At 72.8% G+C, this 20,692-nt stretch carries 17 protein-coding genes and 1 rRNA gene; 4 read left to right on the forward strand and 14 right to left on the reverse strand.

Annotated elements, in window-relative coordinates; genetic code table 11:
- The first annotated feature begins 34 nt into the window (after window positions 1-34).
- Window positions 35-1,060, forward strand: coding sequence for an ATP-binding cassette domain-containing protein (locus AC3A3L_RS16815; RefSeq protein ID WP_487641176.1), 1,026 nt, complete (start codon window positions 35-37; stop codon window positions 1,058-1,060).
- Window positions 1,057-1,869: an ABC transporter permease gene (locus tag AC3A3L_RS16820; protein WP_487641177.1), complete on the forward strand. Its 813-nt coding sequence runs from the start codon at window positions 1,057-1,059 to the stop codon at window positions 1,867-1,869. The genes AC3A3L_RS16815 and AC3A3L_RS16820 overlap by 4 nt, the downstream gene beginning before the upstream one ends.
- Here AC3A3L_RS16820 and AC3A3L_RS16825 read toward each other — a convergent pair.
- Genes AC3A3L_RS16825 through AC3A3L_RS16840 form a run of 4 tightly spaced genes read right to left on the reverse strand, consistent with a single transcriptional unit; the run spans window position 1,853 to window position 7,721 of the window.
- The gene (locus tag AC3A3L_RS16825) at window positions 1,853-4,981 is read right to left on the reverse strand and encodes an ATP-binding protein (RefSeq protein ID WP_487641178.1); all 3,129 of its coding nucleotides are present in this window, start codon (window positions 4,979-4,981) and stop codon (window positions 1,853-1,855) included. The two genes, AC3A3L_RS16820 and AC3A3L_RS16825, sit on opposite strands and share 17 nt — an antisense overlap.
- Window positions 4,978-5,910, reverse strand: a complete 933-nt coding sequence (xerD, locus tag AC3A3L_RS16830; protein WP_487641179.1) for a site-specific tyrosine recombinase XerD — start codon at window positions 5,908-5,910, stop codon at window positions 4,978-4,980. The genes AC3A3L_RS16825 and xerD overlap by 4 nt, the downstream gene beginning before the upstream one ends.
- Window positions 5,907-7,022: an alanine dehydrogenase gene (ald, locus tag AC3A3L_RS16835; protein ID WP_487641180.1), complete on the reverse strand. Its 1,116-nt coding sequence runs from the start codon at window positions 7,020-7,022 to the stop codon at window positions 5,907-5,909. Before ald ends, xerD begins: the two co-directional genes overlap by 4 nt.
- Window positions 7,023-7,067: 45 nt before the next feature.
- Entirely contained in the window at window positions 7,068-7,721 is a 654-nt protein-coding gene (locus tag AC3A3L_RS16840) for an NUDIX domain-containing protein (protein WP_487641181.1), read from the reverse strand.
- Between the two features lie 58 nt (window positions 7,722-7,779).
- On the opposite strand from AC3A3L_RS16840, the gene pepN reads away from it, so the two are divergent.
- Window positions 7,780-10,245, forward strand: a complete 2,466-nt coding sequence (gene pepN / locus AC3A3L_RS16845) for an aminopeptidase N (protein ID WP_487641182.1) — start codon at window positions 7,780-7,782, stop codon at window positions 10,243-10,245.
- 2 nt (window positions 10,246-10,247) lie between these two features.
- On the opposite strand, the gene pyrG is transcribed toward pepN, so the two are convergent.
- From pyrG to AC3A3L_RS16885, 8 genes are read right to left on the reverse strand one after another with little or no spacing between them, the layout of a single operon-like run.
- Window positions 10,248-11,942, reverse strand: coding sequence for a CTP synthase (pyrG, locus tag AC3A3L_RS16850; protein WP_487641183.1), 1,695 nt, complete (start codon window positions 11,940-11,942; stop codon window positions 10,248-10,250).
- 11 nt (window positions 11,943-11,953) lie between these two features.
- Window positions 11,954-12,847 carry a copper transporter gene (locus AC3A3L_RS16855; protein WP_487641184.1) on the reverse strand — a complete coding sequence of 298 codons (894 nt, stop codon included), beginning with the start codon at window positions 12,845-12,847 and terminating at the stop codon, window positions 11,954-11,956.
- Window positions 12,844-14,043 carry a putative cytokinetic ring protein SteA gene (steA, locus tag AC3A3L_RS16860; protein WP_487641185.1) on the reverse strand — a complete coding sequence of 400 codons (1,200 nt, stop codon included), beginning with the start codon at window positions 14,041-14,043 and terminating at the stop codon, window positions 12,844-12,846. The genes AC3A3L_RS16855 and steA overlap by 4 nt, the downstream gene beginning before the upstream one ends.
- Before the next feature lie 15 nt (window positions 14,044-14,058).
- Window positions 14,059-15,831 carry a DNA repair protein RecN gene (gene recN, locus AC3A3L_RS16865; protein ID WP_487641186.1) on the reverse strand — a complete coding sequence of 591 codons (1,773 nt, stop codon included), beginning with the start codon at window positions 15,829-15,831 and terminating at the stop codon, window positions 14,059-14,061.
- Window positions 15,824-16,777: an NAD kinase gene (locus tag AC3A3L_RS16870; RefSeq protein ID WP_487641187.1), complete on the reverse strand. Its 954-nt coding sequence runs from the start codon at window positions 16,775-16,777 to the stop codon at window positions 15,824-15,826. The genes recN and AC3A3L_RS16870 overlap by 8 nt, the downstream gene beginning before the upstream one ends.
- Window positions 16,774-17,613 (reverse strand): TlyA family RNA methyltransferase, encoded by an 840-nt coding sequence (locus AC3A3L_RS16875; RefSeq protein WP_487641188.1) that lies wholly within the window; start codon window positions 17,611-17,613, stop codon window positions 16,774-16,776. Before AC3A3L_RS16875 ends, AC3A3L_RS16870 begins: the two co-directional genes overlap by 4 nt.
- A 6-nt stretch (window positions 17,614-17,619) precedes the next feature.
- Entirely contained in the window at window positions 17,620-17,805 is a 186-nt protein-coding gene (locus tag AC3A3L_RS16880) for a hypothetical protein (RefSeq protein WP_487641189.1), read from the reverse strand.
- 10 nt (window positions 17,806-17,815) lie between these two features.
- Complete coding sequence (locus AC3A3L_RS16885) at window positions 17,816-18,835, reverse strand: HAD-IIA family hydrolase (protein WP_487641190.1); 1,020 nt, start codon at window positions 18,833-18,835, stop codon at window positions 17,816-17,818.
- A 48-nt stretch (window positions 18,836-18,883) separates the two neighbouring features.
- On the opposite strand from AC3A3L_RS16885, the gene AC3A3L_RS16890 reads away from it, so the two are divergent.
- On the forward strand, window positions 18,884-20,002 hold the full coding sequence (locus AC3A3L_RS16890; protein ID WP_487641191.1) for a DUF1015 family protein: 1,119 nt from the start codon (window positions 18,884-18,886) through the stop codon (window positions 20,000-20,002).
- On the opposite strand, the gene AC3A3L_RS16895 is transcribed toward AC3A3L_RS16890, so the two are convergent.
- Together AC3A3L_RS16895 and rrf are read right to left on the reverse strand one after the other, a co-directional pair.
- Window positions 19,977-20,312 carry a single-stranded DNA-binding protein gene (locus AC3A3L_RS16895; RefSeq protein WP_487641192.1) on the reverse strand — a complete coding sequence of 112 codons (336 nt, stop codon included), beginning with the start codon at window positions 20,310-20,312 and terminating at the stop codon, window positions 19,977-19,979. The genes AC3A3L_RS16890 and AC3A3L_RS16895 overlap by 26 nt on opposite strands.
- 310 nt (window positions 20,313-20,622) lie before the next feature.
- Window positions 20,623-20,692 (reverse strand): 5S ribosomal RNA (gene rrf / locus AC3A3L_RS16900); the annotation flags it as partial.

The raw sequence follows: 20,692 nt of genomic DNA on the forward strand, positions 1-20,692 counted from the left end.
CACCGTGAAACCACGCGGGCGCAGGCTTCGGGACATGACCACACACGACATCGACCTCGCGGTCCGGGCCACCGGGCTCGTCAAGCAGTTCGGCGACCAGCGCGCCGTCGACCAGATCGACCTCGAGGTCCGCCGCGGGGAGGTCTTCGGCGTCCTTGGCCCCAACGGAGCCGGCAAGACCACCATGCTGCGGATGCTCGCGACCCTCCTCCACATCGACGGCGGTGCTGCCGAGATCTTCGGCCACGACGTCCGCACCGAGCCGCACGCCGTACGACGCCTGCTGGGCGTCACCGGGCAGTACGCCTCGGTCGACGAGAACCTCACCGCCACCGAGAACCTCTGGCTCTTCGCGCGGCTCCAGGGCCTCGGGCGCACCGAGGCCCGCACCCGCGGGGCCGAGCTGCTCGAGCAGTTCGACCTCACCGAGGCGGCGAGCAGGCCCATCTCGGCCTTCTCCGGCGGCATGCGCCGGCGTCTCGACCTCGCCGCCAGCCTCCTCACCCGCCCGCCGCTGATCTTCCTCGACGAGCCCACCACCGGCCTCGACCCGCGCACCCGCGGGCAGATGTGGGACACGATCCGCGACCTCGTCCGCAGCGGGTGCACCGTCCTGCTCACCACGCAGTACCTCGACGAGGCCGACCAGCTCGCCGACCGGATCGCCGTCATCGACCGCGGCCGCAAGGTCGCCGAGGGCACGGCCGACGAGCTCAAGACATCGGTGGGCCAGTCCACCCTGCAGCTCCAGCTGGCCGATCACGCCGACCTGCCGCTCGTGGCGGACGAGGCACGGCGGCTGGTCGGCGAGGAGGCGGTCCTCACCCCTGAGGCGCGACGGGTCAACGTTCCGCTGACCCGCACCGACCAGGCCGTCGACGTCCTGGTCGCCCTCCGCGACCGCGGGATCGTCATCGAGTCGGTGACCGTCCAGAAGCCGTCGCTCGACGAGGTCTTCCTCGCGCTGACCGGCCACGACACCCATGACCCCGACACCCAGGACGGCGCCTCGCCGAGCGTCGCCGACCTCCCCGACCTCCAGATGGAGAACGTCCGATGAGCACCCTCACCGCCACCGACCCTGCCGAGGTCGGCACCCACCGGGTCGGCCTGACCACCACCCTCAGCCAGACGATGACGCTGGCCTGGCGCGCGACGATGAAGATGCGCCGCAGCCTCGAGGTGATGTTCGACGTCACCATCCAGCCGCTCGTCTTCACCGGCATGTTCGCCTACATCTTCGGGGGCGCGATCTCCGGGGACGTCGACAGCTACCTGCCACTGATCATCCCCGGCCTGATCGGCCAGACCGTGCTCACCGCGTGCGTCGCCACCGGCGTCCAGCTCCGCACGGACATGGACACCGGTGTCTTCGACCGGTTCAAGGTCCTCCCCATCGCCCGGATCGCGCCGTTGGCCGGCCCGATGGTGGCCGACCTGCTGCGCTACTTCATCGCCTCGGTGCTGACGTTCGCGGTGGGGATCGCGATCGGCTACCGCCCCGGGGGCGGGGTGCCCGGCGTCGCTGGTGCCGTGCTGCTCGCGATGCTGGCGGGCTGGTCGCTGGCGTGGATCTTCACGCTCTTCGGGATCGTGGGCCGCAACGCCCAGGCCGTGCAGGGCATCTCGCTGCTGGTGATGTTCCCGCTGACGTTCCTCTCCAACGCGTTCGTGCCGACCGACACGATGCCCGAGCCGCTCCAGACGTTCGCCGAGGTCAACCCCGTGTCGCTGGTCATCACCGCCATCCGCGACCTGGCCAACGACGGTGCCGTCACCAGCGACGTCGGTTGGGCGCTGCTCGGCTGCAGCGTCGTCATCGCGATCTTCGCCCCGCTGTCGGTGCGGGCCTTCAACCGGAAGATGTGACCCACCGGCGCCGCAGCCGCTCGATCGTGGCAGCGGCCTCCGGCACCAGCTCCGGGCCCGGGCGGTCAGCCAGCTCCTCGACGAGCCGGCCGACCCGCCCGGGCAGCACGGCGTCCGCGAGGTCGACCATGGGCGTCCACGCCATGACCGGGATGCTGCGGTTGTAGGCCCATCGGTGGGCGACCGCGAGCAGCTGCGCCGCGTCGGCGTGCTGGTCCTCGTGTCCGTGGCGCAGCACCCAGCTCGCCAGGGCGACGAGCAGCACGCCGTTGAGCGGCAGGTCGGTGAACCAGAGCGTGCCCTCGGGTCCCGTCCCGCTGTCGCCGACGACCAGGTCGCGCAGCTCGTCGGCCCGCGGGTCGGGCCCGGCGGCGGCGTGCCGCACCCTGGCCACCAGGGCGGCGGAGGCCGCGATCGCCAGCCACGGTGAGACCGCCGGTCCGCCCTCGATGTCCGTGACCAGCTCGACGACCTCGTCGTACCGGGCCAACGCCTCCTCGTGGTCGCCCTTCGCGAGGGCGAGCTCGGCCTGGGCTGCGTGCCACGTCAGGCGCGCACCCATCTGCGCCGAGTCGCCGTCCGGTGGCCCGAACCCGTCGAGCAGTCGCTCGGCCTCCGTGACGTCCCCGTCGAGCAGCGGGGCGATCGCGGTCGCGACCTGGAGGCTGTAGGCATCGGTGACCGAGTGGATCCGTTCGAGGAGCGGCCAGGCGACCTCCGCGTGCTGCGCCGCCCGGCGGTGGTCGCCCACCGCCATCGCGAGCTGGCTGAGCTCGGCGTGCAGCGACGCGCCGAGGTACGGCGGGAGGGGGCCCTGCAGCGCCTCCTCGGCGTAGCGGCGCGCGGTGTCGACGTCGCCGTCGTTCTCCGCGACGATCGCGGCCCACAGCAGCAGGGCGCCGGACATGGCCGGCCGCGCCTGCTGCGCGGCGACCTCGGCGAGCCTGGCCGGAGTGCCGCCCTCGGCGACGTGGACGGTGTGGCCGATGAGGCCCCACGTCCCCGTCGGCCGCTCCCCCTGCACCAGGAGGTCCCGCAGGGCCTCGAGGTCGGCCCCGGGCATCCAGCTGAGGTGGATCATGAGCACACCGGCGGCCTCCTGCACGTGGTGGTGCAGGCCGTCGGGGACCTCCCAGCCGGCCAGCAGGTCAGCGGCCGCGTCGCAGATCGCGAAGATCCTCGGCTGGTCGCCGGTGATGGTCCAGAGGCTTCCCAGGAGCGACACCAGCCTCGCCACCAGCTCGCGGTCACCGGTCGCGAGCGCGTGGCGCAGCACGTCGGTGAGGTTGTTCTGCTCGCGCACGAGCGCGTCCACCAGGACGACCTGGTCGTCGGCGAGGACGAGGTCCTGGGACCGGTCGGCGAGGTCGCGCGCCCACCGTCGCTGCGCGTCCTCGGCAGCGTCCGCGTCGCCACGGAGCGCGAGCTGCGCCGCGGCGTACTCCCTGATCGTCTCGAGCGCCCGGAACCGGGCGGTCCCGCCCTCCTCGGTGATCGCCAGGAGCGACTGCTCGGCGAGCGAGTCGACCAGGTCCGACCCTGTCGGGCCGAGGACCGACACGGCCGTCGACCGGTCGAACCCGTCCTGGAAGATCGAGAGCCAGGCCAGCGCCTGCTGCTCGTCCGGTCCCAGCAGGTCCCAGGACCAGGCGATGACCGCCTCGAGCGTGCGGTGGCGGTCGGGGGTGCTGCGATCGCGACTGCGCAGCGTGGCGAAGCGGTCGTCCAGCGCCGTGGCGACCTCGGCTGCCGTCATCGTCCGCACCCGGGCCGCCGCCAGCTCGACGGCGAGCGGGAGGCCGTCGAGGCGGTCGACGACGTCGCGCACGGCGTCGGGCTCGAGCAGCGCGTCGGGCCGAGCGGCCGACGCCCGCTGCACGAACAGCGCTTCCGCGTCCCGTGTCGAGAGCTGGCTCAGCGGAACGGCGCGCTCGACGGCGAGCCGCAGCGGGGCGCGGCTGGTCGTCAGCACCTGCAGGTCGCGGGTGGTGGCGAGCAGGAACGCCACCAGCGCCGCGACGGGTTCGAGCACGTGCTCGCAGTTGTCCAGCACCAGCAGTGTCGGTCCGGCGTCCAGCTCCTGCGCGAGCCGGCTGCGTACGTCGGCCAGCTGGGCAGGCGTGAGCGCCGATCGGGCCGTGACGGACCCGCGGACGCCGAGCGCCGCGCCGATCGCGACCACGACGTCGTCGCCCGCCCCGACGCCCACGAGCTCGACGACGTGCACGCGAGGCAGCGCCGACTCGCGGGCGACCACCTGAGCGATGCTGGTCTTGCCGATGCCGCCGGGGCCCAGCACCGTCACGAGGCGTGACGATGCGAGCGCCGACCAGAGCCTGGCGAGGTCCTGCTCCCGGCCGAGCAGCCCGGCACCGTCGTAGCGCAGCCCGGTGCGCACCGGGTCGTCGGCTGCGAGCAGCTCGCGGTGCAGGCGCTGGAGCTGGGGGGCCGGGCCGACACCGAGGCGCTCGGCCAGGTCGGTCCGGTAGGTCTCGTAGCGCCCGAGAGCGACCGCGGGGCCGCCGACCGCCGCCATGCTCCGCAGCAGGTCGGCCAGCACGGTCGCGTCGTCCCTCCAGCGCTCGGCCGCGGCCTCGAGCAGCGGGAGGGCCTCGGTGTGCCTGCCTTGCCGCGCCAGCGCGCGACCGAGGAGGTCGTCGGCGGCGTCGAGCGTCCGGGAGGCGAGCGACCTCAGTCGTGCGAGCGGACCCGACGCGTCGTCGACGGCGGGCTCGGGCCACGCGCGCGCCAGCTCGGCCTGCTCCGCCGCGGCGACCGCGTCGCCGGCCGCGAGCAGCTCGCGGGCACGGGCCACGTGGAGGCCCAGCGCGAGCACGTCGACCTCGTCGGCCTCGAGCCCCAGCCGATAACCGGTCTCGGTGAGCTCGACGGCCCTTGCCGCTGTCGCGGAGCGCACCCGGGAGACGATCACCTGGAGGGCCTTGCCGGGAGTCGCCGGCGGCTCGTCCCCCCAGATCTGCTCGACCAGCTGCGCGACGGTGAGTCCGCGCGGCTCGACCACGAGGGCCGCCAGCAGCGCGTGCAGGCGTCCCCCCACGATCGGGATCCCGTCCCACGCAGGCGTTGCGAGGAGCTGGAGCCGGGTGGTCATCCGCGTGCCCGCGGGTGCGCCGTGGCGAACACCTCGCGCAGGTTGTCGACGGTGACGAGGGTGTAGACCTGCGTGGTGGTCACGGACGCGTGGCCGAGCAGCTCCTGGACGACGCGCACGTCGGCGCCGCCGTCGAGCAGGTGGGTGGCGAACGAGTGCCGCAGCGTGTGCGGGGAGACCGACGCGGTCACCCCCGCCCGGTCGGCGGCCTTGACCAGCACCGCCCACGCGCTCTGCCGCGACAACCGGCCCCCGCGGGAGTTCAGGAACATCGCCGGTCCGCCCTTGCCGGCCCCGACCAGCTCGGGCCGCGCCCGCGTCAGGTAGGCGGCCACGGCGTCCCGGGCGTAGCCCCCGACCGGGACCAGCCGCTCCTTCGCGCCCTTGCCCCGCAGGAGCACCGTGCCGTCGACCTGGTCCAGGTCGTCGACGTCGAGCCCCACCGCCTCGGAGATGCGCGCGCCGGTGCCGTAGAGCAGCTCGAGCAGGGCGCGGTCGCGCAGGGCGAGCACCGTGTCGGGAGCTCCTGCCGCCTCGAGGATCGCCTCGACGTCGGAGAGCGGCAGCGCCTTGGGCAGCCGCTTCGCGGGCGTGGGCGGCTTGACGGCAGCCGCCGGGTCGGCCGCGGCCAGGCCGTCCTGGACGGCGAACTTGTGGAAGCCGCGCACCGCCACGACGGTCCGCGCCGCCGACGTCGCGCTCAGCGGCGGATGGGCCTCGCTGCCCTCGCGCAGGCTGACCAGGAACGCGGCCACCGTCGCCTCGGTGACCCCGTCCAGGACGTCGATGCCCTGCCCGGTCAGGAACTCGTCGTAGCGGGCCAGGTCACGGCGGTAGGAGCTGAGGGTGTTGGTCGCCAGCCCTCGCTCGACCGCCAGGTGGTCGAGGTAGGTGCGGACCGCGCGGTCCAGCCTCGCCCCGGAGCTCACCCGAGGACGGTATCGAGTCCCACCGACTCGATGCCCACGGCCTCGCCGACCGGCGCGTTGGTGAGCTCGCCCGCGTGGGTGTTGAGGCCGAGTGCCAGGCTCTTGTCGTCGCGCAGCGCCTGCTGCCAGCCCTTGTCGGCGAGGGCCACGGCGTAGGGCAGCGTCGCGTTGGTGAGCGCGTACGTCGAGGTGTTGGGCACCGCGCCGGGCATGTTGGCCACGCAGTAGAACACCGAGTCGTGCACCTCGTAGGTCGGGTCGTCGTGCGTCGTGGCGTGGGAGTCCTCGAAGCAGCCGCCCTGGTCGATGGCGATGTCCACCAGCACCGAGCCCGGCTTCATCCGCGAGACCAGCTCGTTGGAGACCAGCTTGGGTGCGGCCGCGCCCGGGATCAGCACGGCACCGATCACCATGTCGGCCTCCATGACCTGCTGCTCGATCGCGAGCTTGGACGAGGCGAGGCCGTGGACGCGGTTGTTGTAGCGCCAGAACGACATCCGCAGCTTGTCGAGGTCGGTGTCGAGCAGGGTCACGTCGGCACCCATGCCGAGCGCGATGTTGGCGGCGTTCTGGCCGGAGACGCCGGCGCCGATGATGACGACCTTGGCGTTGGCCACGCCACCGACGCCGCCCATCAGGACGCCGCGGCCGCCGTTGGCCTTCATCAGCGAGTACGCGCCGACCTGGGGTGCGAGGCAGCCCGCCACCTCCGACATCGGGTAGAGCAGCGGCAGCCCGCCCGAGGGCAGCTGCACCGTCTCGTAGGCGATCGCGGTGACCTGGCGCTTCATCAGCTCCTCGGTCAGGGGCTTGTCGGCGGCGAGGTGGAGGTACGTGAAGAGGGTCTGACCCTCCCGCATCCGGCCGTACTCCTCGGCGATCGGCTCCTTGACCTTGAGCACCATGTCGGCCTCGCCCCAGACGTCGTCCGCCGAGTCGAGCATCGTCGCGCCGGCGGCGACGAACTCCTCGTCCGGGATCTGCGAGCCCTCGCCGGCGGTCTTCTGCACCACGACCTCGTGGCCGTGCTGGACGAGCTCGTGCACGCCGATCGGGGTCAGGGCCACGCGGTACTCGCGGTTCTTGACTTCCTTGGGTACGCCGACCTTCATGCCTTGCTCCTCAGGATCCGGGGGGCCACCACGTTGTGGCCCGCCTCACAGCGAGGGCGAGACTACTCCCGGGATGCCCTGCGCGGCGTCAAGGGCCCCTCGGCGCTTGAGCACGTCGTAGGCCAGCACCGCCTGTGCCAGCGGCCCCTGCCGGACCCGGCCCTCCAGGACGGCCTCGAGCAGGTCGGCCATGGGCACCCAGAAGTGCTCCATCTCGGCCTCCTCGTGCTCCATCTCGAAGTCCCCGCGTGGCGCGTGGGTCAGCCCGCGAGCCAGGAAGATCTCGTGCACCTCGGTGCTGATCCCGGCGCTGCCGAAGGTGCTCAGGAGCAGGCGCCAGTCCGACGCCTCGAGCTCGACCTCCTCGCGGAGCTCGCGCTTCGCGGTCTCCACGCTGGGCTCGTCGCCCGCGTCACGCAGCCCGGCCGGCAGCTCGACGAACTCGCGCCGGTTGGTGTGCCGGTACTGCCGCAGGCACATCACCCGCTCGTCGTCGTCCACCGCCAGCACCACGACCGCACCGGGGTGCTCCAGGGTGAGCCGGCTGAACTCGTCGGCGTGGCCCGGACGGGTGATCACGTCCTCGCGCAGCGCGACCACCCAGTCGTCCCGGTGCAGGTCGTGGCTCGACACGACGGGCCACGTCATCGGCCGGTCGGCGAGCTCGTCCGGTCGGCCAGGGGTGCTCGGGTCGGTCATGCCCCGACGCTAGCCCAGGCGGAGATGCGGACGGACGGGGTGGGCTAGGTTCGGCTGCATGACGTTGTCGACCCTCACCAAGCACGAAGCGAAGACCCGGTCCGACCTCCTCGAGGTCCAGCGCTACGACATCGACGTGGACCTGACCGGCCTCCTCGAGGGTGAGGTGTGGCGCTCCACCAGCACCATCGCGTTCACCTGCTCCGAGCCCGGCGCCACCACGTTCGTCGACGTCGCGATGGACGTCGCCCGAGCGACGCTCAACGGCGAGGAGCTCGACGTCTCCGCCGCGGCCGACGGTCGGCTGCCGCTCCCCGCGCTCGCGGCACACAACGTCCTGGTCGTCGAGGCGAGCACCGCCAACACGGCGACGGGCGAGGGCATCCTGCGCACCGTCGACCCGACCGACAAGCTCGTCTACGTCTGGACCAGCCTCGAGCCCGACGAGGCTCGGCGCGTGTGGGCCTGCTTCGACCAACCCGACCTCAAGGCGCCCCACCGCTTCGTCGTGACCGCACCGTCGTCGTGGCTCGTCACGTCCAACGGCGCACCCGAGTCGGTCGAGGACGCAGACCCCGACCTGGCCGTCGAGGCCCGCGTGTGGACCTTCCCCGACACCCCGCGCCTGTCGACGTACGTCGTCGTGGTCAACGCCGGCCCGTTCCACGAGGTGCGGCAGCAGCACGACGGCTACGACCTCGGCTTCTACTGCCGCCAGTCGCTCGTCCCGATCCTCGAGCGCGACCTCGAGGAGATGGTCACCCTCACCCGGCAGGGCCTCGCGTTCTTCGGCGAGCGGTTCGGCTACCCGTTCCCGCAGGAGCGCTACGACCAGGTCTTCGTGCCCAACCTCGGCGGGGCGATGGAGAACTGGGGCTGCGTCACCTATGGCGACGGCCAGCTCTTCCGCACTCCCCCGACCCACGCGCAGCGCGCCGTGCGGGCCGAGTTCATCTTCCACGAGATGGCGCACATGTGGTTCGGCGACCTCGTGACGATGCAGTGGTGGGACGACCTCTGGCTCAACGAGGCCTTCGCCTCGTGGGCGGCCAACTGGGGCATGGCCGGGGCGAGCGAGTTCACCGAGCAGTGGGCCACGTTCCTGGCCGCCTTCAAGCGCACCGCCTACGAGATGGACATGAGCCCCGCTCGCCACCCCATCCGCAGCGACGTGCCCGACGTGTCGTCGGCGATGTCCAACTTCGACGCCATCACCTACGTCAAGGGCCAGAGCGTGCTCCACCAGCTCGTGGCCTACATCGGCGAGGACGCGTTCGTGGCGGGCCTGCGCGACTACTTCAGCCGCTACGCCTTCTCCAACACCCGCCTCGACGACCTGATGGACTGCTACTCCCGGGCGTCGGGCCGCGACCTGTCCGCCTGGACCAAGGCGTGGCTCGACGAGGCCGGCACCGACGTGATCTCGCTCGTCGACGGCGAGCTCGTCGTGGAGACGACCGACGGCCAGGAGCCGCGCCCGCACCGCCTCGACGTCGCCGTCTTCGACGCCTCCGGCGACTCCGGCGACTCGCTCGTGCCGGTGGGCCGCTCCTCGCACGAGGTGACGGGTCCGCGCACGCCGGTCGAGCTGCCCGAGGGCGACCTCCGCCTGGTCAACGCGGGTGACTTCACGTTCGCCGCGGTCAAGCCCGACCCGACCTCGCTGCGGCTGATGCTCGAGCGCGTCCAGCAGCTCGACGACCCGCTCGACCGCGCGCTCGTCGCGGCCACCGCCGGCCAGCTGCTGCTGCTCGGCGACGTCGCCCCCCGCGACGTGGCGGGCGTCCTGACCCGCGCCCTGTCCTCCGAGACCAGCCCGGCGCTCGTCGAGCCGTTCCTGAGCCAGGCGCTCCTGGTCGCCGACCGGTGGGCACCGGCCGACGAGTCCCCCGGCCTGCTGGCCGCCCTGGCCGACGCGGTGATCGGGCTCGTCGACGTGCCCGACGCCCGTCAGGCGGCGCTGCGCACGCTCGCGGCGTCCGCCTCCACCGACGAGCACTGGTCGGTCCTCCAGGAGGCTGCCGACCGGGCCACCGACCTCGACCTGGCCTGGCGGACGGCGGTGCGCCGCGCCGAGCTCGGCGACTACGACGAGGACGCCGTACGCCGCCTGCTCGAGTCCGACCCCGACCCGGACGCCGGCATGCGCCGCCTCGCGGTGCTGGCCGCCCGTCCCGACGTGGAGGCCAAGGAGGAGGTCTGGCGGGCCTTCTTCGTCGACTACGCCGTCCCGGCCAGCCGGGAGACCCTCGTCCTGGGCTCGACCTTCTGGCGTCCCGGCCAGGCCGAGCTGCTCGCGCCGTTCGCGCACCGCTACCTCGAGGAGCTGCACACGCTCAAGGGCGGCCTGCTCAACCAGGGGCTCACCATCCGCGCGATGTACCCCCTCGGGGCCGGTGACGAGACGTTCCTCGCCGCCGCCGAGGCCGCGGCCGACGACACCAGCCTGATCGCCTACGCCCGCAACCAGCTCCGCGCGAACTCCTTCGTGCTCGGCCGGATCCTGCAGGCCCGCCGCCTCTGAGGTCAGTCCTCGGCGCCCTCGTCCTTGCGGCGCAGGCCCGACTCGTCGAGCGGGAAACGCTCGGAGCGCTGGCGCTCGATGGCCGCGCCGACGAGACCGGCGAACAGCGGGTGCGGCCGCGTCGGGCGCGAACGCAGCTCGGGGTGCGCCTGGGTGGCGACGTAGTACGGGTGCACGTCCGCGGGCAGCTCGACGAACTCGACCAGCCCGAGCTCGGGATTGACGCCCGAGAACACCAGTCCGGCCTGCGCGAGTGTCTCGCGGTAGGCGTCGTTGAACTCGTAGCGGTGGCGGTGCCGCTCCTCGACGGTCGCTGAGCCGTACGCCGTCCGCACGACGCTGCCCTCGGCGAGGTCGGCCTTCTGCAGGCCGAGCCGCATGGTGCCGCCGAGGTCGCCGGCACCCTCGACGTACTTCTTCTGCTCCTCGATGGTGGAGATGACCGGCTCGACCGTGTCGGGGTCGAACTCCGTCGAACCCGCCTTGGTCAGGCCCGCCTCGTTGCGGGCGTACTCGATCACCATGCACTGCAGGCCCAGGCAGAGCCCGAGCGTCGGGATGCCGTGCGTGCGGGTGTAGTGCAGCGCACCGAGCTTGCCCTCGATGCCGCGCACGCCGAATCCGCCGGGCACGAGCACGGCGTCCACGTCGGCGAGGTGCTTCGCCGCGCCGGCCTCGGTCTGGCACTCGTCGGAGGCGACCCATCGGATGTGGACCTTGGCGTCGTGGGCGAAGCCGCCGGCACGCAGCGCCTCGCTCACGGAGAGGTAGGCGTCGGGCAGGTCGATGTACTTGCCGACGAGCGCGACCGTGACCTCCTCGGAGGGGTGGTGCACCCGGCGCAGCAGGTCGTCCCAGTCGGTCCAGTCGACGTCGCGGAACGGCAGGTCGAGACGTCGTACGACGTAGGCGTCGAGGCCCTCGCGGTGGAGCACCTTCGGGATGTCGTAGATGGACGGCGCGTCGGCGGCCGTCACGACGGCCTCGTCGTCGACGTCGCACATGAGCGCGATCTTGCGCTTGATGCCCTCGGGGAGCTCACGGTCGGCCCGGCACACGATGGCGTCGGGCTGGATGCCGATGGAGCGCAGCGCGGCGACGGAGTGCTGGGTGGGCTTGGTCTTCAGCTCACCGGACGGGCCGATGTAGGGCACCAGCGAGACGTGGATGAAGAAGCAGTTGTCGCGCCCGATCTCGTGACGGGTCTGGCGCGCCGCCTCGAGGAACGGCAGCGACTCGATGTCGCCCACGGTGCCGCCGACCTCGGTGATCACGACGTCGATGTCCGGACCGCCCATCGCGAGGATGCGGTCCTTGATCTCGTTGGTGATGTGCGGGATCACCTGCACGGTGTCACCGAGGTAGTCGCCGCGGCGCTCCTTGGCGATGACGGTCGAGTAGACCTGACCCGTCGTGACGTTGGCGATCTGGTTGAGGTCGGTGTCGAGGAACCGCTCGTAGTGACCGATGTCGAGGTCGGTCTCGGCGCCGTCGTTGGTCACGAAGACCTCGCCGTGCTGGAACGGGTTCATCGTGCCGGGATCCACGTTGAGGTAAGGATCCAGCTTCTGCATCGTGACGCGCAGACCGCGCGCCTTCAGCAGGTTGCCCAGGCTGGAGGCTGTGAGCCCCTTGCCGAGGGAGGAGGCGACGCCTCCGGTCACGAATACGTGCTTGGTCGGCGTGCGGCTCTTCACGGGCTTTTATCCTACCCGAGGGGGACCGGACCGTCCGCACCCGACGCACCGAACGCACCGCCCGGAGTCGTCAGCGAGCGCTGCAGGGTGAGGATCGTGGCGACCCGGCCGGCGGCGGTGTCCACGCCGTCGAGCGTCGCGACCGCGGCGGACGCCGGGTCGGCCCGGAGCCGGCCGAGCTGGCCCTCTCCCCCGTCGGCGGTGGCTCCGGCCACGACCACCCCGCCCGCCTGCGCGGCGAGACCCTGGGCGAGTCCGGCGAGGATCGCGTCGGAGCCCTCGTCGTCGGCGTCCGTGCCCAGCACGAGCAGCACGAGCGGCGAACGCTGCCCGACCTCGGCCGGCTTCGCCATCAGGCCGGCTCCGCTGACGGCGTCCACGATCGCGCGCGACTTGCCGTTGACGTCCTGGCCCTCGGCCTCCTTGGTCGCCACCGCCAGTCCGATCAGCTGCCCGATGCGGTCGTACGTCGACGCGTCGGCGGCGACGTCGCCCTCGGCCTGCTGGGTGAGCAGCTGGCTGCCGAGCGTGTCGACGAGCGACTTCTGGCCGGGGTCGACGATGTCGTCGGACAGGTCGTAGCGGGCGCTGACGGTGCCACCGGCCGCGGACACCTGCTCGGCGAGCGCGCCGACGACCTGCTCGTCGGCGCCCGGCACCGTGACGACGGCGACCGAGCGGTCGGCCAGGCGGCCACCGACCGTCGCCGGCCCCAGCGCCGAGACGACGCTCTCGGTGTAGTCGGTCTGCGCCCGGTCCTCGGCGGGAGCGGACTCCTTGTCGCCGGACGAGGTCGCGACGGTGGGTCCGACGTCGGAGAGCGGGCCACCGCCGAGGACGATCCCGGCCGCGAGGGCGAGGAAGACGGCGACGATGGTGAGCAGGTGGTGACGCAGGGTGATCACGGAAGCATTCCTCGGACGTTGTCGATCAGGTCTGACGTGGTGCGGGTGACGGGCGGCGACAGCTCGTCGACCCACTGCTGGCCGACCGGTGTGACGCTGACGGCGGCGGCGAGGGCGAGGACCCCGGCGGCGAGCGCCGCGACGAGGTGGCGCGGGCGGACCGCGCCGTCGTAGAGCCGCGGCAGCGCTGCCGCGTCGACGAGGTCGGGGCCCAGCTTGAGGCGGGTCAGGAAGGTGCTGGCCAGGCCGCCGCGGCGCCGGTCGAGGAAGTCGGCGAGGGTGGCGTGCATGCCGACGCCCACGATGAGCGCAGCCTCGTGGGCGGAGGCGAGGAGCAGGGCGGCGTCCTCGGTCGTGGCGGATGTCTCGAACCGCAGTGGACGGATGCCGAGCCGCTCGAAGGGCTCGGTCGCGCTGCGCGGAGCACCGCGCTCGACGAGGACGACCACGTCGCGGGCCCGGCGGACCACGGCGGCAGCGGGCAGGTCGTCGGAGCCCCCGGTCACCACGATGACGTCGGGGCGGTGCCCGGCGCTGTCGAGGGCGTCCGCGCCACGGTCCACCGCGACGAGGACCGGACGTTGCTCCCGCACGAAGGGCTTGATGCCGTGCAGCTCCTGCTCCCACCCGTGCGACCGCACGACCACGACGACCGGGCGTCCGGCCATCTCGGTGGCGGTGCGCGGGACACCGTGGCCGTGGAGCAGCAGGTCCTGCTCACGCCGGAGGAACTCGGTGCTGTTGTGCGTGAAGCTCTCGAGCTGCGCGGAGAGCCCGGTCCGGGCGCGGTCCATCTCCGACTCGACGAGGCCAACGGTCAGCTCGCGGCCCTCGGCGACCAGGTCGCCGGCTGCATGCACCGCTCCCCCGTCGACTCGGAGGTCGGCTCCGTCGCGGACCCGGTCGAACACCTCGGGGCCCACGCTGTCGACGACCGCGAGTCCGGCCTCGACGAGCAGCTGGGGCCCCAGGTTGGGGAAGCGGCCCGAGATCATCGGGCTGGCGTTGACCACGGCCACGACGCCGGCGTCGACGAGCGCCTGGGCCGTGGCCCGGTCCATGTCGAGGTGGTCGAGGACGGCGACGTCCCCTGCGTGGAGGCGGCCGAGGGCGCTGGCCGTACGACGGTGGACCCGGGCGGGACCGTGCACGCCGGGGAGGGCGGGGGCTTGGCGGGAGCGGACTGCGAACTTCATGACCGCGCCATGGTGTCAGCCGCGGGTGGGCCTCTCGGGGAGGCACGCCCGCTCGGGCGCGGCGGCCTCGAGCAGCTCCCGGGCGTGGGCGCGTGCGCTGTCGGAGTCCTCGACGCCGGCAAGCATGCGGGACAGCTCGCGCTCACGGTCGTCGTCGGTCAGCGAGACGAGGCCGGACGTCGTCACCGAGCCGTCGCTGGACTTGTGCACGACCACGTGGCGGTCGGCGTAGGCCGCCACCTGCGGCAGGTGGGTCACGACCAGCACCTGGGAGGTGCGCGCGAGGGCGGCGAGCCGCCGGCCGACCTCGATGGCGGCCTTGCCGCCGACACCGGCGTCGACCTCGTCGAAGACGAAGGTGGGCACGGAGCCGGTCTCGGCCAACGACACCTCGAGCGCGAGCATGACCCGGGAGAGCTCGCCCCCGGACGCTCCCTTGTGCAGGGGGCGGGCGTCGGCGCCGGTGTTGGCGGCGAGGAGGAACTCGACGTCGTCGACCCCGTGGGCCCCGGCGCGCAGCCAGCGCCCGTCGACGAGGAGCTGGGGCCCGGCGGGGGTCTCCGGGGTGGGCGTGTCCTGCTGGCTGACCGCGATGGTGACCGTGGCGTGAGGCATCGCCAGCGAGGTCAGCTCGTCGCTCACCGCCTCGCCCAGCCGTCGCGCGGCCTCGCTGCGCTGGGCGCTGAGCGTGCCGGCGAGCTCACCGAGCTCGGCGCGGATGCGGTCGCGGCGCGACTCCAGCTCGGCGATTTGGCCGTCGGTGTCCTCCAGGTCGAGCAGCCGCTTGGCGCCGTCCTCGGCCCAGGCGAGCACCTCGTCGATGGTCTCCCCGTACTTGCGGGTCAACGCCGTGAGCGCGGCGCGCCGGTCGGAGACGGCAGCCAGCCGGGCCGGGTCGGTCTCGAGCGACGCGGCGTAGGACGCGACGTCGCCGGCCAGGTCGACGAGCAGGTGGCTCAGCTCGGCGAGCCGGTCGGCGAGCTCCCCCGCGGCCGGGTCGTGGTCGCGGACGCCCTCGAGGGCCTGCCGCGCGGCACTGGTCGTGGCGAGGGCGTCGGGTGCGCCCTCCTCGCTCGAGAGCGCCTCGCGGGCAGTCTCGGCCGCGGTGCGGAGCGTGTCGGCGAACCCCAGGCGCGTCTCCTCGGCCGCGAGCTCGGCGTCCTCCCCCGGCCGCGGGTCGACGGCCTCGACCTCGCCGAGGCCGAACCTCAGCTGGTCGGCCTCGCGGGCGCGCTCGCGTGCGGAGCCGACGACGTCCGCGAGCGTCCGCTCGGTGTGGACCAGGTCGGCCCACCGGGTGGCGTACGACGACGCGGTCGCGGCCAGCGCCTCCCCACCGAACCGGTCGAGCGAGGCGCGCTGGGCGCCGGAACGGAGCAGCCGGTGCTGGTCGGACTGGCCGTGCACGGCGACGAGGGGCTCGGCGACCTCGGCCAAGGCCGTCACGGGCACCGAGGCGCCGCCGACCCACGCGCGGGACCTCCCCTGGGCCGCGACGTTTCGGGCGAGCACGACCTGGTCGTCCTCCACCTCACCTCCGGCGTCCTCCACGGCCGCACGGAAGCCGGTGAGGTCGCCGGCGGCGACGACGCCCTCGACGCGGGCCTGCTTGGCGCCCGAGCGCACGGCACCCGAGTCGGCGCGGCCACCGAGCAGCAGGCCCAGGGCGGTCACGACCATCGTCTTGCCGGCACCGGTCTCGCCCGTGATCACGGTCAGGCCGGGGCCGAGCTCGAGAGTCGAGGACTCGATGACGCCCAGCTGGCTGATCCGGAGCTCCTCAAGCATCGGCGTCCCCATTGTCTCGGCGGCGGCGCTCGGCGGCGCCGCGCCACCCCTCGACCGGCAGGCCGAACTTCGCCACGAGGCGGTCGGTGAACGGCGCGTGGTGCAGCCGGACGAGGCGCACCGGGCGCGCGCCGCGGCGCACCTCGATGCGGGCACCCGGGGGCAGGTCGACGGTGCGCCGGCCGTCGCACCACAGCACGCCGGCAGAGCCCTGGGTGGTGGACAGCACCTCGACGGCGAGCACGGAGGTGGGAGCCACCACCATCGGCCGCGCGAAGAGGGCGTGGGCGCTCAACGGGACCATCAGCAGGGCCTCCACCTCGGGCCACACCACGGGGCCGCCGGCACTGAAGTTGTAGGCAGTGGATCCGGTCGGGGTGGCGCAGACGACCCCGTCGCAGCCCCACCGGGAGAGCGGTCGTCCGTCGACCTCGACGACGACCTCGAGCATGCGCTCACGGGCGGCCTTCTCGACACTCGCCTCGTTGAGGGCGAAGGTGGAGAACCGCACCTCCTTGCCGACCAGCACGCAGACGTCGAGGGTGAGCCGGTCCTCGGCGGTGTAGTCGCGGGCGACGATGGCGGCGATGGTCGACTCGACGTCGTCCTGCTCGGCCTCGGCGAGGAACCCGACGTGCCCGAGGTTGACCCCCAGCAGCGGGGTGCTCGTCGCGTGGGTCAGCTCTGCGGCGCGCAGGATCGAGCCGTCGCCACCGATGACCAGCACCAGCTCGCAGCCCTCGCCGGGCGCGTCGTCGGGTCGCGTGGTCTCGACCAACCCGTCCATGTCGGCCAGTCCGAGGTCGGCGGCCTCGTCAGCCAGCAGTCGTACGGCGATCCCGTGGGTCGTGAGGCTCTGGACGCAGGCACGGGCCACTTCGCGTGCCTCGGCACGGCCGGTGTGGGCGAGCACCAGGACGCGGCGTTGGGGGCTGTGGGTGCTCACGGGTCCACCCTCTCACCCGCCACCCCCATCGACCCGGCGCGCTCGACCTCGGCGCGGATGTCCTCAGCACCGATGGACGCCGGACCGCGTCGCAGCAGGAGGAAGAACTCGACGTTGCCGGACGGCCCGGGGAGCGGGCTCACTGTGACGGCGACGGCACCCCAACCGCGCTCGGCAGCGAGGTCGGCGATCGTGGTGACGGCCTCGGCGCGCAGCGAGAGGTCGCGTACGACGCCGCCCTTGCCGACGCGCTCCTTGCCGACCTCGAACTGCGGCTTCACCATCAGCGCGAGCTCGCCGTCCTCACGCGTCACGGACAGGAGCGGGTCGAGCACGAGGGCGAGGGAGATGAAGGAGAGGTCACCCACCACGAGGTCCACCGGGTCGCCGACCACGTCGAGGGTGAGCTCGCGGATGTTGGTGCGGTCGTGCACCTGGACCCGCTCGTCACTCTGCAGCGACCAGGCCAGCTGCCCGTAGCCGACGTCCACCGCCACCACCTCGCGTGCACCGGCGCGGAGGAGCACGTCGGTGAACCCACCGGTGGACGCTCCCGCGTCGAGGCAGCGCTTGCCGTTGACGGTCAGGCCGTGGTCGGCGAACGACTTCAGGGCCCCAGCCAGCTTGTGCCCGCCCCGGGAGACGTAGTCGACGGACGTCGGGTCGTCCTTGACCACGATCGCGACGTCGGTCGTCACACCGGTCGCCGGCTTCGTGGCGGGCGCGCCCGAGACCGTCACCCGGCCGGCGGCCACGAGCTCGCTGGCGTGCTCGCGCGAGCGGGCCAGGCCGCGTCGCACGAGCTCCTGGTCGAGCCGCAGACGTCTGGGGGGCACGGTCGTTCAGTCGACCCGGTGGTCGGCGGACGCGTCGGGTCTCGCGTCGAGGGCGCGGCGCAGCTGCTCGTGGGCGCGCTCGAACACCGCGACGTGCTCGGCCACCGGTGCGTCGACGAGGGCGGTCACCTCTGCCAGCACGCGGTCGACCGACTCGACGCCGGTCGTCTCGTGGTCGGGCAGGTCGCTCATGGCCGCGAGCCTACTCGGCGCCGAGCTGCCGGAGCGGTCCGGGCGGCGTCGTGTCGGAGACGTCGGCCGCGCTGCCCGACTCGTCGAGGTGGCGCCAGCACGCCGTGGCGGCGACCCGCCACCAGTCGGCGTCGCTGCCCTCGCCCTCGACCCTCAACCGGCCGTCAGCGACCTGCGCGGACCAGCCGCCGAGCTCCGACTCGGCGCCGTCGATCGTCGGCAGGGGCTGCGGCTCGAACAGGCCCGCCAGCGTCGGGGAGATGTACGTCGGTCGCAGCCGCGGCGGGGCCGCCGCCAGCTCCTCGAGCCACGTCACTCCGGTGAGCACCAGCAGGGAGGGAGCATCGATCGCGTGGGCACCCTCGATGTCGGTGTCGAGTCGGTCGCCCACCATGAGGGGCCGGTCACCACCGACGCGCAGCACGGTCTCCTCCATCAGCGGCTTCTCGGGCTTGCCGGCCACAGTGGCGTCGACGCCCGCGAAGCCGGTGATGGTCCGCACCAGGACGCCGTGCCCGGGTGCGAGGCCGTAGGGGGTCGGGATGGTCAGGTCGGTGTTGCTCGCGACGTAGGGCAGGCCGTCGCGCACGAGGGTGGCCATCCGCATGATGTCGCGCCACCGGACGTCGGGGCCGTAGCCACTCGCGACCGCCACGGCACCGTCGGGGTCCTCCACCGGCTCGAGGCCGGCCTCGAGCAGCGCCACCCGCAAGCCCTCGCCTCCGAGCATCAGCACGCGCGCGCCCGCGCCGTGCTCCTCGACCAACAGCCGTGCCGCGGCCTGGGCGGACGTGACCACGTCGGCCGCCTCGGCCGACACGCCGACCTTGGTGAGCCTGGTCGCCACCTGGTCGGGGGTGCGCGAGGCGTTGTTCGTCACGAACGCCACGTGCCTCCCGGACCCTCGCACCCGATCGATCACCTCGGCGACACCCTCGATCGCCTCGCCCCCGACGTAGACCACGCCGTCGAGGTCGAACATCACCAGGTCGTGGGCCTCGACGAGGGCCGTCGCGGACTCCTCGAGCATGGTCCACCCCTTTCCGGATTGTGACGAGCGTCCCCCTACGATGCTCCGATGGACCCCGCCACCATCGTGCCTCCGTACGTGGCGAAGCCCCTCGAGCTGCTTCCCTTCCGGGCGGTCATGCTCTCCCCGAGCCGCGTGGGCGACCCCGCATCCGCGCGAGCACTGGCGCGACCCTACCGTGACGTCGCCGCGCGCCTCATGCAGTGGATCGACCGCGGCGATGCACGTGCCGACAGCGCGCCCGCCCTCTACCTCCATGAGTACACCTCCGGCGGCCTGACCGTCCGGGGCCTCGTCGGTGCGCTGCGGGTGTCGGCGCGCGCGGACACCTTGGCCGACCGTGCCGTCTGGCCGCACGAGGCGATCCATCCCGAGCAGGCCGGCGAGCTGGCTGACCGGATGCGTCAGATGGACCTCAACCCTGCACCGATCCTGCTGGTGCACCATGGTGGCCAGGAGCTCCGCGACCTCGTCACCGAGATCGCCCAGGGCGATCCCGACTGGCGCTACCTCGACCGCACGGGCCAACGCCAGCGGCTCTGGGCCGTGCGGGACGAGCAGACCGTCGCGACGATCGCACGGCTCATCTCTCACAGCCAGTGCCTCCTGGCCGACGGACACCACCGCTACGCGGCCTACCTGCGGCTGCAGGAGGAGCACCCGGGCACCCCGTGGGACGCCGGGCTCGCGATGCTGGTGGACCAGGCCGACACTCCCCTGTTCCTCGGCGCCATCCACCGGACGTTGCCGAGAGTCGATCTGGACGCGCTCGTGCAGGCGACGCGCGGAGCGGGCGCCGAGGTGACGGCGCGCTCGCGGCAGCAGGCGCTCGGCGCCCTCGACAGCACTCACCTGGTGCTGACCGACGGGGAGACCTGGTACGCCGTCGCACCTCACGGCCTCGACCGCGAAGCGGCGGTGTCGTGGCTCCACGACCACGTCCTGCCTCGTCTGCCCGAACCCCCGCGGCGCCTCGAGCACCACCACACGGTGGAGGAGGCACTGACCGCCACCTCACCCTCGGCACCCGCGGTGCTGCTGCCGAGCCCCGATTTCGACCAGGTCAGGATCCTCGTCGAGTCGGGCGGGCTCCTCCCGGAGAAGGCGACGTCCTTCCAGCCCAAGCCCAGCCTCGGCGTCATCATGCGACCGGTGCACGACGAATGACCTTCGCGGACGAGGCGACGACCTCCACCCGAGAGCGCGTCGCTCCCCCTGCCTGGTAGAACCGGCAGCAGATGGCGCCGGTGATCTCGACCGTGTCACCGGGGCGCCAGCCGGCGATCCGGCGGCGCAGCACGGCGCTCCAGGCGGAGCAGGGGACCGAGTCCACCCGCTGGGTCGACGCGCCCGCCGTCTTCGCCGACCCAGGGCCGCGAAGAACCGAGACCCGGAAGCTCACGAGCGCATCACCGCTCGGCAGGTCGACCACGACGGGGACACTGGTCAGGCGACCCACCAGCCGCACCTCGTTCACTCCCGCGTCTTCCGCGGCAGCCCCAGGACGGTCCCTGGTACGACTCCGCCCGCCGGCGGCAGCCTTGGTGACGGTCCTCTTCTTCGTGTCTGTCGTCGTGTCCGTTGTGGTCACAGTGCACCTCCTGGAGACGACTGTGTCTCCCCGGTGCGACGCTCGAGCTGGTCCAGACCGCGGGCGTGTGGAGAACCGCCGATCGAGGACCCCTGTGGACGTTGCGTGGCCAAGGCGGAGCTCGCCAGCGGTCGCAGAGATGTCCGCAAATGCAGAAGTGGGGCCACCCGAAGGTGACCCCACTTCCACAATGTTTGTCCGGCGGCGTCCTACTCTCCCACAACCTCTCGGTTGCAGTACCATCGGCGCTGAAAGGCTTAACTTCC

The sequence above is a fragment of the Nocardioides sp. Soil_C_8 genome (assembly GCF_057656315.1).

Bases quoted from the DNA above. Each gene is read 5' to 3' on its own strand.
- ald (WP_487641180.1), bottom strand. From the start codon at position 7,022: ATGAAGGTCGGCGTACCCAAGGAAGTCAAGAACCGCGAGTACCGCGTG.
- AC3A3L_RS16885 (WP_487641190.1), bottom strand. From the start codon at position 18,835: ATGCTCGAGGAGTCCGCGACGGCCCTCGTCGAGGCCCACGACCTGGTG.
- AC3A3L_RS16825 (WP_487641178.1), bottom strand. From the start codon at position 4,981: ATGACCACCCGGCTCCAGCTCCTCGCAACGCCTGCGTGGGACGGGATC.
- AC3A3L_RS16840 (WP_487641181.1), bottom strand. From the start codon at position 7,721: ATGACCGACCCGAGCACCCCTGGCCGACCGGACGAGCTCGCCGACCGG.
- AC3A3L_RS16880 (WP_487641189.1), bottom strand. From the start codon at position 17,805: ATGAGCGACCTGCCCGACCACGAGACGACCGGCGTCGAGTCGGTCGAC.
- AC3A3L_RS16820 (WP_487641177.1), top strand. From the start codon at position 1,057: ATGAGCACCCTCACCGCCACCGACCCTGCCGAGGTCGGCACCCACCGG.
- recN (WP_487641186.1), bottom strand. From the start codon at position 15,831: ATGCTTGAGGAGCTCCGGATCAGCCAGCTGGGCGTCATCGAGTCCTCG.
- pepN (WP_487641182.1), top strand. From the start codon at position 7,780: ATGACGTTGTCGACCCTCACCAAGCACGAAGCGAAGACCCGGTCCGAC.
- AC3A3L_RS16890 (WP_487641191.1), top strand. From the start codon at position 18,884: ATGGACCCCGCCACCATCGTGCCTCCGTACGTGGCGAAGCCCCTCGAG.
- AC3A3L_RS16815 (WP_487641176.1), top strand. From the start codon at position 35: ATGACCACACACGACATCGACCTCGCGGTCCGGGCCACCGGGCTCGTC.
- steA (WP_487641185.1), bottom strand. From the start codon at position 14,043: ATGAAGTTCGCAGTCCGCTCCCGCCAAGCCCCCGCCCTCCCCGGCGTG.